Here is a 13,205-nt window from a genome sequence, read left to right on the forward strand (position 1 = left end):
TCACGGACGTCAAAGGGCCGGTGCCCGGGCACACGATCATGCCCGGGCACCGGCCCCTCACGCTGTCACTTCAGGCCGAAGGCCCGGGTGACGGTCTGGGTGACTCCGCCGCCGTTGCGCTGCTCGGCGGTGACGCGGATCGACACGTAGCCGGCCCGGTTCGGCGCGTTCAGTGCCGCCTGCCAGGTGCCCTTCCTCTCCTTGAGCCCCTGCCGCAGCCAGGTGGCCCCGTCGTCGTAGGAGACCTCCAGCCGGACCGAGGAGACCGCGTCCGCGGCGGCGGAGCTGCCGAGCACCACCGGGGTGACGGCGAGTTCCGTGCTGCGCCGCGCCCGGCCCTCCGCGTCCAGGTCGGTGCCGTAGTCCAACTGCACCAGCGGGACGGCCTGGACGCTCTCGGGGGCGCCGGAGGTGAAGCGCCACTCGGTGCGGGTGGTGGTGGAGTAGGGGCTGAGCCGGGTGTCGCCCTTGGTGTCGACGACCAGCCGGTACGGGAGCTTCTCCGGCGCCAGGTCACCGGCCCCGAACCAGGGGTAGCCCTCCATCCGGGACAGTTCCCGGTCGCCCTGGTAGAACGAGATCGCCTGGTACATGCCCGATCCGCCGCTGTGCGCCGATCCCGCGTCGCCGAATCCCTGGATGTAGGCGCTCATCGCGTTCTCGCCGCGGTAGGGGAGATCGGAGGTGATCATGCGGGGCCGGGTGATGGGCCCGTACCAGCGGTCCTTCTGCACGCTGCCCGGCCGGTAGGTCATCAGGTCGGTCTGCGAACTGCCCCAGCCGTCGAGGGCGGCGTTCTGCTGCCACTGGACTCCGGCGGTGACCCAGTCGGTGCGGCGGCCGGGCGCGACCACCTCGGCGGGAAGCGCGTTGGGAGAGAACCCCTTGTACGGCGGATAGTCGTACGACGGGAAGTCCAGCCGCGATTCGAGGACCTGCCGCCCGGGAGGCGGAGTGAAGTCGACGTCGACGCGGGCGAGGTCGCGGGGCTCCGTCTTCGCCGAGGGATCCGCGGGCACTCCGCCGAGGTGCTGGTCGACCAGGTCGTACAGGTACTTCGGCGCGGGATGCGCCTCGACCGCCAGCCGTACCCCCTTCCCGCCCGCACCGGCGATCGCCTTGATCAGCGCCTCCCCTTCGTCCAGGGTCAGCGAGGCGACCGGGACCTGTCCGGTCGTGACGTTGTCGGGGTCGCCGTACCAGTCGCTCTTGCGGCCCTCGCGGTCGTTGACCACCACGAGCAGCGCCACGCCGGCGGCATGTGCCGCGGCCGCCTGATCGGCGGGGGGCACGGCGTCGCTGCCGCGGACCACCACGGCCCGGCCGCGTGCGGACACGCCGGCGTACTCGGCCTGTGTGCCGGTACCGGCGAAGACGGCGTCCAGGTGCGAGGTGCCGTCCCGCATCGGCCGGGAACCGGGCTGCACGAGGGCGTCGTCGAGGCGGTGGCCCCGGTAGGTGATCTGCAGGGGCCGCTGCTCGGCGCGGATCCTGGTGGTGAAGGCGAAGCTGCCCTTGCGCACCTTGTCCTTGGTCGGCAGCGCCCACAGGCTGTCGTAGGCGGCCGAGGGCCAGATCCTCTCGCGCAGGGCGTTCCCGTCGCCGGGGGTGGGAGTGCTGGAGGTGAAGGAGCGGTACAGGTCGATCCTGCTGCTCACCACGCTGGTCGGCCGGGGGGTCGCCACCTTCACCTCGCGGGCGCGGGAGGCGTCGAGTTCCACGGTTCGGTCGGCGGTGAGCCCGATCTCGGGGGCGGCCAGCATCGCAAGCCCGAGGGAGTGGCGTCCGGCCAGGCCCTCGACGTCCATCAGCGACGTCACCATGTAGGAACCCGGGGCCCAGCGGCTGGTGACGGACCCGTCGGGAACCCACATGAAGGTGGAAGCGCCGTCCGCGCCCCTGATCTCGACCTCACCGCTCACGGGCCGGCCGGAGCGGTCCTTCAGGCGGATGGTGAGGTCGTACTTCTCGGACTCGACGGAGAGCCCCACGGCCGTGTGCACCTCACCGCCGGCGTGGTGTGCCGTGACCCGGGCGGCGTACCGGCCCGCTGCGAGGCCCTCGGCGCTCACCACGACCTCGGCGGTGGTGGTGCCGTTCGCCGGCACCGTGACGCTGTCGGCGGACAGCGCGAACGCCTGAGCCGGGAAGTCGCCACGGTCGACGGAGAGCCGCAACGTGATGGGGCGGTCGGTGGTGTTGGTGTAGGTGATCTTCCGCTTGACGGGCTGCCGCTGCGCACCGGGCGACCACCGTACGAGCCCCGCGTCGACCGATCCGGTCGCGATGACCTGGTCCTGGTTGTAGGCGGCGGCCACGTCCAGCCGGCCGGTTCCCGCCTGGTAGGGGCTGTAGCCGGGGGTCGGCTCGCTGGTGCCCATCAGGGCGTCCTTGATCTGCTGCCCCGTCCACCGCGGGTGCTTCTGCGCCAGGAGCACGGCCGCCCCCGCGACGTGGGGCGTGGCCATGGAGGTGCCGCTGTCGACGCGGTAGAAGCCCTCGCCCCACTCCATGTACTGCGAACGTGCCGCAAGGACGTCCACTCCGGGGGCGGTCATGTCGGGTTTGAGAGCGTCGCCGTCCATGCGCGGTCCGGCGCTGGAGAACTCGGAGAGGTGGTCGGACGCGTCCACCGCCCCCACGGTGAGCGCGGAGTCCGCCGTCCCGGGCGCGGCAAGGCTGTAGGCCCCGGGGCCGTCGTTGCCCGCGGCGATGACGAAGAGCGCGCCGGTCTCGGCGCTCAGCCGGTTCACGGCCTGGCTCAGCGGATCGTCCTGGGTGTGCCAGCCGCTGACGCCGAGGCTCATGCTGACGACCTTGGCGTGCTCGGTCCGCGTCGCCCACTCCATGCCGGCGATGATCCCGGATATCGTCCCGGATCCGTTGTCGCCGAGGACCTTGCCCACCAGCAGGTCGGCGCCGGGGGCGACCCCTTGCTCCTTGCCGCCGGAGGCGGCACCCGTGCCGGCCACGGTGGACGCCGTATGGGTGCCGTGCCCGTTGCGGTCGACGACGCTCGCGCCGGGAACGAAGCTGCGGGACGCCACGATGCGGTCCACGAGGTCCGGGTGGGTGGTGTCCACCCCGCTGTCCAGGACGGCCACCCGCACCCCCGCACCCGTACCTCCCGCGGCCCAGGCGGCGGGCGCCCCGACCTGCGCCGTGGTGTCGGCGAGCGTGGCCTTCGCCTTGCCGTCGAGCCACACCTTGTCGACGCCGGCGGAGAAGCGCGGTGCCGCCTTGGGCCCGTCGGCGTCAGCCTGCGCGGTGCCGGTGAGGGCCGACCAGAAGTCCGCGGCCTTCGACCGCCGGGTGCGGACCGCCTCACCGCGGACGGAGGGAAGGCTGAGCGTGGTTTCCGCCCCGGGCAGCGCCGAGCGGGACTTGAGGGGGGCGGAGCCCTCGGTGCGCGTGATGATCAGGGGGAGCGCGCTGAGGTGCGCGTCGTCGTAACCCTGGGCCATCAACTGGGTGACGTTGAAGAGTTCCTTGTCGAGAAGCCCCTTCGCTATGTACGCCACCGCCTCGTCGGGGAACACGTAGGTGTCGCCGCCCTCGGTGGCGACACGCACCGAGCCCGTGGACCCCGGTGCGCGCTCGACCTGCACCGCGGGGGCCGTGCCCTTGGGTCCTTGAGTCACCGTCACCTTGTCGCCGGTGACCAGCGTGACCTTTGCGGGCGGGTGCTGCGCCACGGCCGCCGCGGGGGTTGCCGCCGCGGCCGGTGCGGACGGAGAAGCGCTGTGCGCGGCTCCGGGGCTCACGAGAGCGGCGACCAGAGCTGTGGCTGTCGCCGCTGCGTATCGCCGGGGGAAACGGGGTCTCACATTGCCCTCCAGAGTGGACGATCGGACGAATCTGATCACCTCTGAAGAGGCCGTGTAAAGCACTTGAACTTCGCACTGACGGACTGTAGCGTATTCCATTTCCCAGCCGGGTGGCGCCGGTTGCCGAGGTGAGTCCTGACATGACCTCAGAGGCCCCTGCTGACCTGCTGATATGCCGAATGGAAATCGATCTGATCAGTGCGTGGAAGAGCGCCCGAAAAGTTTACTCACTGGAAACAGGGGAATTCCGCCGGCAGCGGTTCGGTGTCCCGCTCTCCTCGAAAGTTTCGAGCGGGTGGTGGGCATGAAAATGCTGGTCCCGCCTATTTGTCGCGAATTCGGGAGCGCCCGAAGATGTCGCCATATGTGACGCCGAAGCGTGGGCGACACGCCAGGTCGCCAACCGCCCGTGCCCGCCGACGCCGCGCGGGGCGTCGACCACCGCCGGGTACGCCAAGGGCGGCATCCGCCTCGGCTTCCGCACCCGCTCCCAGGTCGCCCGCTTCTTCGACGGCCTGGACCTCGTCGCCCCCGGCCTGGTGACGGCCGCGGAGTGGTTCAGGAAGTGCCCGCCGCCGTCGCCCGAGGACAGCGGCACCGACGGCGGGGTCGCCCGCGTCCCGTGACCCCGGGCCTTCGCGCATGGCCGAAGCCGCAGTCGACCGGGCAGGCGCCACGACCGCTCGGCGACACACCGGCTCCCGGCCCGGACAGCGCTTCGTTCCTGATCCGTTCGTACCAGCCGCGGTGGCGTACGCCGCCACTCAGAGCGACGGTGGGAGGGCATGGGCAGGACGCCGGCTGCCCTCCGTCGTCCTACGAGGAGCCGACTGATGTCCGAACGAAATACCGTGCTGCGGAGCCCGCGTGATGTGGGATTGGCCCCGTGGTGGTTCTGCGGTTCCGTGAGGGGAGCCGTGGGCTTGAACGGCGCAGCGAGGGACGAAGGCGGGATGTGGCATTCGGCCACGCGGATCGCCGCGCCGGCTGGTCCAAGTGGGGGCCGGTGAGTGCGGCGGCCATCGGTGGCCACCTCATCGGGAGCAGCGGCATGTTCCTGGTGAACGCCCGCGCCGCCGGTCGCCCTGCCCCGGAGCAGGGCCCGGTCCAGCCACGGATCGTCCGGGCTGTCCACTACACACAGTGTCAGGAGTCATCCGATGCCGGTATGCGAAGTATGCGGTAACGACTACGAGATGGCCTTCGAGGTGCGGGCGGCAGGCGCGCTGCACGTCTTCGACAGCCTGGAGTGCGCGGCGCAACGGATCGCCCCGGTCTGCGAGAACTGCCAGTGCCGGATCCTGGGACACGGCCTTCAGTCCGACGGCCGGTTCTTCTGCTGTGCCCACTGTGCACGCCAGAAGGGTCACGCCGAACTCGTCGACCACGCCTGAGCCCCACGGGCTGTCGTCCTCGCTCCGCGCGTGGTCCCTCGGTGGGCGTACGACCGACGACGAACACCGACTCACGACCTGGCTGCCCGGCGCGCGGTCAGTCCGCCGGATGGCTCGATACGGAGATCACATGTCGACGGAGGCGCGGTCATGGGCGAGGAAAGTGACATCACACTGCGAGTCAAGGACGACACCGGGGAGATGAGCTTCGAGATCCGCGCGCACACCTCTCTCAAGCAGTTGATGGACACGTACTGCGCCAAGACGGGAAGGTCCCGCAGAGGACTTGGCTTCCTCGTCAACGGCGCACCCTGCAGTTCCACCGAGACGCCGGCCAGTCTGGGGCTTGTGGACGGTGACGTCATCGACGTCGTGCCCGCCTGACGCGCCGCAGACGTCAGGGAGCCCGTTCCCCGCAGCCGGAGAACTGACGGCGCCCAGGACAGAGCACATCGCGCGCCGGCCCGGGGACCGGAGGTCCCCGGGCCGGTGGCGGCCGTATGACCCCGCAGCATCGGCCGCTTCGAGCCCACGTCTCAGGTGGTCTCGCAGTGCGGCGTCAAGGACGGCCCGATGCCCCTGCACGTCCGCGGGTGGATGTGCGGGGCGTGCGGGGCGGTCCTGGACCGGGACGTCAACGGGCCGGTCAGCGTCGCCAGGGCGGCCGGACTGGCCGTGGCAGCCCGTGGAGCGCAGGCGGCGCGGTAGGCGGGGATCTCCCCCTCAGGGCGGAGAGGGTGTCAACGCCGTCCCACGACCTCCGAAGCCGAAATCCGCGGGCTCGCCGCCCCCGCAGGGCCGTACCCGAGCCGGATGAGCATCTGGACGTGCCCCGGTCCGCGGTCCGTGCCGCGCAGCGCCCAGCGCAGGTCCGGCCACTCCAGCGCCTGGTGCAGCAGTGACGTCCGCACCCGGTGCGTGGTGGCGACCAGCAGGACGTGCTCCAGCGCCTGGCCGGCCCGCAGCCAGTCGGCACGCCGGTCGTGGGCGGTCGACAGCACCGCGATCAGGGGCTCCCGCTCGAAGACCGCTGAGGGGAGCTGATTCTCCGGACGGAGTGCGGAGAAGTCCCGCATGGGCAGCCGCCCGGAGGCGTCCCGCGGGCCCAGGGCCGTCGGCGCCAGGCCGTCCGGGGCGCCGTCGCGTACCCAGCGCCGGCTCTCGGCGCGGCGCGCGGGGTCGACGACGCCACGTTGCTCCGCCTCCTCGGTCAGCCGTAGCACCCGCTGCGTCTCCCCGGCGTCCGGCAGGAGGAGCGTCGCCCCCTCCGCCCGGGCGGCATCGGCCAGTTCGGCGAGGACCGGCGCCGGAGGCCGCTGCGCCGAGAACGGCGAGCGGCTGCTGTGCCGGCGCCACAACGCCTCGTACAGGTCCGCGCGGTGCTTCCCGCCGCCGGGCCGCCCGGCCAGCCGCACCGAGGCCAGCAGGTCCGGCTGTGCCGGGACCGGCAGCAGCCGGACGACGGGCTCCCAGCCGAAGTGGGCGACCGCGACCCGCAGGTTGAACACCGCGGCACCGACGGACACGTGCAGCGCCCGGCCCAGCGGGTCGGCCTCGCGCAGCCCGCGCTCGCCCGCGGCGCGGACCAGGACCGTGGCGGTGTCCGGCTCCAGCCGGAAACGCCACGGCTGGCTGTTGTGGAAGGACGGTGCGGCGACGGCGGCGGAAATGAGCTTCTCCAGCGTCGCCCCGTCGAGGGTCGTGGGCATCATGGCGCTCTCCTCCCGGGCGGAACCCGACTCCAGATTCCGCCCCGCCGCGCCAGTGGGGGGAGGGGCCGGTCGTCCCGGCGGCGGGGGCCGTGTGGCGCGGTCTCAACGGGTCCCCCGGCGGGCCGGAGAAGTGGACGACGCCTTCTTCGACGCGGGCCCGCACCGGCGGGGGCTCACCGGGGAACAGGTAGGCGACGATCTCGCGGCCGACCTCCTCGGCGATCTCCTCGTCCGGGCGTAGGAAGACCTTCAGCAGGTCGCCCCGGCTGACGATCCCGCACAGCATCCCCTCCCCGTCGATGACCGGCAGCCGTTTCACGTGCCGAAAGGCCATGGCCCGTGCCGCCTGAGCCAACGTGGCGTCGGCGTGCACGCACACGGCAGGCGCGCTCATCAGCTCGTCGGCGGTGGTGGCGCCCGCCTTGCCCAGATCCGCCAGCCGCCGCATCTGCTCGCCGCGGGAAGGGGCACTGTCGCGGTACTCCTCCTTGGGCAGCAGGTCCGCCTCGGACACCACACCGACGACGCGGCCCTCACCCTCCAGAACGGGCAGGGCGCTCACCTTCCACCGCTCCATCGTCGTGACGTCGACCGCGCCGACGGATCGCGTCATCACGTCACCGACGACGTGCGGGTTGCCGTGCATGTGGGTCCTCCTCGTGACTGGGGCCCGGTCCTCGCCTCCAGCCTCCGTAGCCGGGCCCGCCGTGCGCAGGGCCTCCCGGCCCTTGTGCGGTCCGGCCGGTCCGCTGACGGCCGTCCGTCGGCGCGGTGACGGCCGAACCGGCGGTGCGAACCGGCCATGCGGTCCGGCGGTCAGCCGATGGGGATCAGGACGACGGGGCAGTGCGCGTGGTGCAGTACCGCGTGGGTGACTGGTCCCAGACGCATTCCGAGTGGCCGGCCTTCCCGGCGGTGGGCGCCGATCACGACGACGTCGGCGGCGCGGCTCGCTTCCACCAGGGCTGCCGCGGCGTGCCCGGCGGTGGTGTCGACCCGGACGGCGATGTCGGGGAAGCGGTCGGTGAGTTTGGACACGGCGAACCGGGCGAGTTCCTTGTGCTGCCGGGCCTGGGCGGCCAGGTCCTGCCGGTGGGACACCGGCCACTCGCCCAGGGGAACGTGTGGGTGGGTCCAGGTGTGGAGTACCCGTAGCCGTGCGCGGCGCCGTTGGGCTTCCTCGAACGCGAACACGGCGGCTTCGGTGTCGCTTTCGTCTTCCAGACCGAGCAGTACCTTGTCGTGCAGCGGGCCCCGCCGTGCGGCCGCGTCCTGGCCGCGGACGACCATCAGGGGGCCGGTGGTGTGGGCCGCCACCCGCAGTCCGACGGAGCCTAGGAGCAGGCCGGTGAAGCCGCCGCGGCCCCGGGTGCCGACGACGGTCAGGGCGGCGTTCCTGCCCAGGCGCACCAGGGCCGTGGCCGCCGGTTCGGCGGTGCGCTCCAGGGCGACGGGGAGCTTCGGGTGCCGGTCCGCCACCCGCTGGGCGGCCAGTTCCAGGATCACCCGGGCCGCTTCGGCCGGTGGGCGATCACGGTCGGTGTCCAGTCCGAATCCGACCTCGCCCGGATCGGGCCACGGCAGCGCGAACACGATCCGCAGGACGGTGTCGCGCCGGTGTGCCTCGTCGGCCGCCCGGTCCAGGGCGCGCACGGCGGGATCCGATCCGTCCACTCCCACGACGACCTCCCCGTGTGGCATGTGGAGCCCTTCGTGTGGGCTGATCCCGGTGTCGGTCATGGGCGTCCTCCTGTCGTCGTCGTGTCAGCCGACCACGATGCGGCGGCCCGTCACGCTCTGCGGGGTGATGCGGATCCACAGGTCGCGGTCCCCGCCGGCCCACGGCCCGGTGTAGGCGTGCTCGTTCAGCCGCCGGACGGCCGCGGCTCCTGGAAAACCCACGCCCTCATGGCCGCCGCCAGGGTGTAACGCAACTGGGCCGGTCGGGCCCGCACGCCGGGTCCGACCGGTCGTCGTCGGGTGAGCGTCACACGCGCGTCGAGGTGAGGTCGAAGCGCACGTCCACGACACCCTCCACGGAGCGCACCATCCGTGCCACGACCGGGACCAGCGACCGGTCGGCGAGCAGGCCGCTCACCGTCACTATGCCGTCCGCTGCCTCGACGTCCACCAACTGCCATGCGCCGGGCAGGAACTCCCCGGCGATGACCTCCCGAACGTCACGGACGATGTCCTCGTCCGGCCGCAGGAACACCTTGAGCAGGTCGCCCCGGCTCACCACGCCCTGCAGCGCGCCGTCGGCGTCGACCACGGGCAGCCGCTTCACGCGGTGCAGGGCCATCGTCCGCGCCGCCTGCGCCAGGGGGGCGTCCTCGCGCACGGTGACCGCCGGGGCCGTCATCAACTCCTCGGACGTGGCCGCGGCGGCCTTGTCCCGGCCTGCGCCGACCGGCGGGGCGTCGTCCTCATGGTGTTCCTCCTTGCGCAGCAGATCCGCCTCGGAGACCACGCCGACCACCCGGGTGCCGTCGGCCACCACGGGAACGGCGCTGACCTTCCACTGCTCCAGCGTCCGCACGATCTCCTTGAACGAGGTGCCCAGGGCGACAGCGACGACCTTGCGCGTCATCACGTCGCCCACCCTCGCCGGATGCCGGTTGCCGTTCATGACCGCCTCCTTTGACGAGGGACGGAAACCCTCCCGCACCCAGTTTGGGACGGCCCGGTGACCGCCGCCATTGGGCCACCCGGCCCCGCGGAGGGGCCCATCGTCCCCTGCGGACCCGGTGTGCCGCGACGGTCTGCTGGACGAAGGGGAAGCACGACCGAGGGAGTCCGGGATGCCGCCTGACCGGCTCTCCACCGGCCTTGGCCACGGCACCCCGGCGACACCGCCGCTGCCGGGAAAGCACCGTGGGGATCTCCGATCATGACCGCACCGGTCGTGGACCCGTCCGCGCCCGGGGAACCCGCCGAGGAGCGGGACCTGCCGCGGCACATCGCCCTGGCGGGCGCCGCCGGCGACCGGCAGGTCGGCTTCACGGTTTGCCACCGCGGACACCGGGGCGTGCGGATCCACGTCGACGGACGCCAGGTGAGCATCGCCGTCCCCGCCTCCGCGGCGGCGCCGGTCCGGGTCCGGCTCGGCGGCCGGAACTGGTCGGTCCCACCGGGCCGCTTCCGGCTGCTCGACCCGCCGGCCCGGTGAAACGCTTCACACTACCGGGCCGTTCGCTGCGCGGTGCGACTGATCGACTACGATGCGTGGCATGATGTGGCGAGCGGGTCAGCGCATCTCCTTTCATGGCGTGCTCCTGCTTCTGGGCGTGCTCGTGTTCACGAGCATCCATTTGGTCGCCTGCGCCCACGGCCCGGACCGCGAGGCCAACGACACCCTGGCCGCCGCCTCCGCCGCCTCCGCCGCCTCGGCCGTATGTCGGCCACAGGGGGCCGCGACGCGTCCGGACCAGGACGTCGCCCGCGGTGAAGGATCACCCGCCGGCCACCACGCCCTGTGCGGAGTCGCCCTCGACCGGCTCCCCGACCCCCGCCCCCGCCTGGCCGACGCCCCCGCGGCGTCCGGCATCGGGGCGGCACCTCCCCTACCGGCACCGGCCGTTCGCCCCCCGAGGGCCGGGGCCGCAGCCGCAGGACATGCCTGCGCACCCCCACGTTCCGGCCCCGGAACGCTGAGTCTGCTCTGCGTGTCGCGGACCTGACAGGGCCTCGGCCCCGCCCGTGGCGACGCGCGACGGGCACGGCCGAACGCGCCCCGTATCCGTACGAGCAGCGGCCGCGCCGTCGCGACGGCCGCAGGAGAAGCACCTATGAGCACCCTTCCCTACCCCGGCCCGCCCACGTCCCCGGCCGAACTCCTGGCCGCCACCGCGCCCCCGCGCCGCACCCCGGCGGGACTGGTGGGCAACACGCCGGTCCTGTGGGTCGGATCGCCCTTCGTCCCCGACGGCCGCGGCTTCTGGGCCAAACTCGAGGGTTTCAACCCCGGCGGCATCAAGGACCGCTCCGCGCTGTACATGATCGAGGCCGCCCGCGCCCGCGGTGAACTCCTCCCCGGGGCCCCGATCGTGGAGTCCACCAGCGGCACGCTCGGCCTCGGACTCGCCCTCGCGGGGGCCGTGCACGGACACGCGGTCACGGTGGTCACCGACCCCGGCATGGAACCGCCCATGGCCGCCCTGCTGACCGCCTACGGAGCGACCGTCGAGATCGTCACCGAACCGCACCCGGCCGGCGGCTGGCAGCAGGCCCGCCGGGACAGGGTGCGGGAACTCCTGGCCGCCGACCCCGCGGCCTGGTGCCCGGAGCAGTACCACAACCCGGACAACGTCGCCGGCTACGCGCCCCTCGCCCACGAACTCGTCGCCCAGCTCGGTCGCATCGACGTCCTGGTCGCGAGTGTCGGCACCGGCGGGCACTCGGCCGGGGTCAGCGGCCCGCTGCGCGCGTTCTTCCCGCACCTGCGGCTGGTCGGCGTCGACACCACCGGGTCGACGATCTTCGGCCAGCCGCCCGCAGCCCGGCTCATGCGGGGCCTGGGCAGCAGCATCCATCCTCGCAACGTCGACTACCCGGCCTTCGACGAAGTGCACTGGGTGGCCGCCGCTGAGGCGGTGTGGGCCTGCCGGCGCCTCGCCCGGGACCACTACGCCACGGGCGGCTGGAGCGTCGGGGCGGTCGCCCTGGTCTCCCGCTGGCTGGCCCGTACGCTGCCGGCCGAGACCAGGATCGTGACGATCTTCCCCGACGGCCCGCAACGCTACGTCGGCACCGTCTTCGACGATCCCTACTGCCGGGACCATGGTCTGCTGCACCACGAACCGTCCGAGGACCCCGAGGAGATCGCCGACCCGGGCGAGACCGTGGTCGAGCGCTGGACCCGCTGCACCACCGTCCAGGATCCACTGGCCGGCGCGCCGGCGAGCGAGCACGACGGCCTGTCCTTCGAGGCCGCGCGGTGAGGGGGCTGTGGCGGCAGGCCCGTACCTTCGACACCCCGGCCCGGCTGCTGATGGCCAACCAGTTCGCCATCAATCTGGGCTTCTACATGCTCATGCCCTACCTTGCCGACCATCTGGCCGGCGGCCTCGGCCTGGCCGCCTGGGCCGTCGGCCTCGTCCTGGGCGTACGGAACTTCTCCCAGCAGGGCATGTTCGTGCTCGGCGGCACCATCGCCGACCGCTTCGGCTACAAGACGCCCATCGTCATCGGCTGCACCCTGCGCACCTTCGGCTTCGCGCTGCTGGGTCTGGTCGACTCCCTGCCCGCACTCGTCGCGGCCTCGGCCGCCGCGGGGTTCGCCGGCGCGCTGTTCAACCCGGCGGTCCGCGCCTACCTGGCCGCGGAGGCCGGCGAGCGCCGGGTGGAGGGCTTCGCCCTGTTCAACGTCTTCTACCAGGCGGGAGTCCTGATCGGGCCACTGGTCGGGCTGGCCCTGCTCGCCCTGGACTTCCGTGCCGTGTGCATGACGGCGGCGGCCGTCTTCGCCGTGCTCACCGTGCTGCAGTGCCGGGCCCTGCCCGACCGGCGGCCGGAACACGTCACCGGCCCCGGCGCGGCGGCCGGCGTCCTCGGTTCATGGCGGCAGGTGCTGGGGAACCGGCCGTTCATGCTGTTCTCCCTGGCCATGATCGGCTCGTACGTACTGTCCTTCCAGGTCTACCTCGCGCTGCCACTACAGGCCCACAAGCTTCTCGGCACCGGCGGACAGGCCGTCACCAGTGGTCTGTTCATCATCTCGGCCGTCGTGGCGGTCCTCGGCCAGCTCCGCATCACCGGCTGGGTGCGGGCCCGCCGGACCGGGCCGCAGGCCATCGTCGGCGGGATCCTCCTCATGGGCCTGGCCTTCACTCCCCTGGCCGTGAGCCCCGACCCGTCCGGCGGGACGTCCGAGGCCGTCCTCGCGGTGGCTCTGCTCGTGATCGCGGTCGCCGTCCTGGCCGTGGGCAGCGCGGTCGTCTACCCCTTCGAGATGGACACCATCGTCACCCTCTCCGGGGAGCGCCTGGTCGCCACGCACTACGGCTGGTACAACACCGTCTCGGGCCTGGGAATCACCCTGGGCAACCTCGCCACCGGTGCCATCTGGGACCTCGCCGACAGCGGCCACAGGCCGTGGCTGCCCTGGCTGACCCTGACCGTGACCGGCCTGTTGTGCGCCGCCTGCGTCCAGCTCCTGTCCAGGGCCGGAGGACTGTCCGCGGTCACCCGCGAACCCGCCCTCGCCTGACCTTCCTCGGACAACCGGGGAGGGCCCTCGGCCGGCCGAGGGCCATCCCCCCAAGGCGCGAGCG

10 protein-coding genes and 3 pseudogenes are annotated in these 13,205 nt (G+C 72.6%); 7 read left to right on the forward strand and 6 right to left on the reverse strand.

What is annotated here, in order from left to right; translation table 11 throughout:
• Positions 1-65 precede the first annotated feature (65 nt).
• Positions 66-3,695 carry a S8 family serine peptidase gene (locus tag AC3EUJ_RS18230; protein ID WP_431962532.1) on the reverse strand — a complete coding sequence of 1,210 codons (3,630 nt, stop codon included), beginning with the start codon at positions 3,693-3,695 and terminating at the stop codon, positions 66-68.
• Between the two features lie 572 nt (positions 3,696-4,267).
• On the opposite strand from AC3EUJ_RS18230, the pseudogene AC3EUJ_RS18235 reads away from it, so the two are divergent.
• The 4 genes and pseudogenes from AC3EUJ_RS18235 to AC3EUJ_RS18250 form a co-directional block, all read left to right on the forward strand.
• Positions 4,268-4,453, forward strand: a pseudogene (locus AC3EUJ_RS18235) (SAM-dependent methyltransferase); the annotation flags it as partial.
• 534 nt (positions 4,454-4,987) lie between these two features.
• Positions 4,988-5,221, forward strand: a complete 234-nt coding sequence (locus tag AC3EUJ_RS18240; protein WP_431962534.1) for a hypothetical protein — start codon at positions 4,988-4,990, stop codon at positions 5,219-5,221.
• Between the two features lie 150 nt (positions 5,222-5,371).
• Positions 5,372-5,605 (forward strand): ubiquitin-like protein, encoded by a 234-nt coding sequence (locus tag AC3EUJ_RS18245; protein WP_431962536.1) that lies wholly within the window; start codon positions 5,372-5,374, stop codon positions 5,603-5,605.
• A 129-nt stretch (positions 5,606-5,734) separates the two neighbouring features.
• Positions 5,735-5,917 (forward strand): annotated as a pseudogene (locus AC3EUJ_RS18250) (zinc ribbon domain-containing protein); the annotation flags it as partial.
• Positions 5,918-5,961: 44 nt separating this feature from the next.
• Here AC3EUJ_RS18250 and AC3EUJ_RS18255 read toward each other — a convergent pair.
• The 5 genes and pseudogenes from AC3EUJ_RS18255 to AC3EUJ_RS18275 form a co-directional block, all read right to left on the reverse strand.
• Positions 5,962-6,933 (reverse strand): Acg family FMN-binding oxidoreductase, encoded by a 972-nt coding sequence (locus tag AC3EUJ_RS18255; RefSeq protein ID WP_431962538.1) that lies wholly within the window; start codon positions 6,931-6,933, stop codon positions 5,962-5,964.
• Between the two features lie 121 nt (positions 6,934-7,054).
• A pseudogene (locus AC3EUJ_RS18260) lies at positions 7,055-7,579 on the reverse strand (CBS domain-containing protein); the annotation flags it as partial.
• Between the two features lie 170 nt (positions 7,580-7,749).
• Positions 7,750-8,673, reverse strand: a complete 924-nt coding sequence (locus tag AC3EUJ_RS18265) for a universal stress protein (protein ID WP_431962540.1) — start codon at positions 8,671-8,673, stop codon at positions 7,750-7,752.
• A gap of 24 nt (positions 8,674-8,697) precedes the next feature.
• Positions 8,698-8,835 carry a hypothetical protein gene (locus tag AC3EUJ_RS18270; protein ID WP_431962542.1) on the reverse strand — a complete coding sequence of 46 codons (138 nt, stop codon included), beginning with the start codon at positions 8,833-8,835 and terminating at the stop codon, positions 8,698-8,700.
• 85 nt (positions 8,836-8,920) lie between these two features.
• The gene (locus AC3EUJ_RS18275) at positions 8,921-9,562 is read right to left on the reverse strand and encodes a CBS domain-containing protein (protein WP_431962544.1); all 642 of its coding nucleotides are present in this window, start codon (positions 9,560-9,562) and stop codon (positions 8,921-8,923) included.
• Between the two features lie 261 nt (positions 9,563-9,823).
• On the opposite strand from AC3EUJ_RS18275, the gene AC3EUJ_RS18280 reads away from it, so the two are divergent.
• The 3 genes from AC3EUJ_RS18280 to AC3EUJ_RS18290 all read left to right on the forward strand — a co-directional run bounded on the left by AC3EUJ_RS18280 (position 9,824) and on the right by AC3EUJ_RS18290 (position 13,141).
• Positions 9,824-10,102, forward strand: coding sequence for a glycosyl hydrolase family 65 domain-containing protein (locus AC3EUJ_RS18280; RefSeq protein ID WP_431962546.1), 279 nt, complete (start codon positions 9,824-9,826; stop codon positions 10,100-10,102).
• 619 nt (positions 10,103-10,721) lie between these two features.
• Positions 10,722-11,873 (forward strand): PLP-dependent cysteine synthase family protein, encoded by a 1,152-nt coding sequence (locus AC3EUJ_RS18285; protein WP_431962548.1) that lies wholly within the window; start codon positions 10,722-10,724, stop codon positions 11,871-11,873.
• Complete coding sequence (locus AC3EUJ_RS18290) at positions 11,870-13,141, forward strand: MDR family MFS transporter (protein ID WP_431962550.1); 1,272 nt, start codon at positions 11,870-11,872, stop codon at positions 13,139-13,141. Before AC3EUJ_RS18285 ends, AC3EUJ_RS18290 begins: the two co-directional genes overlap by 4 nt.
• Positions 13,142-13,205 lie beyond the last annotated feature (64 nt).

This window comes from Actinacidiphila sp. bgisy160, assembly GCF_057707815.1.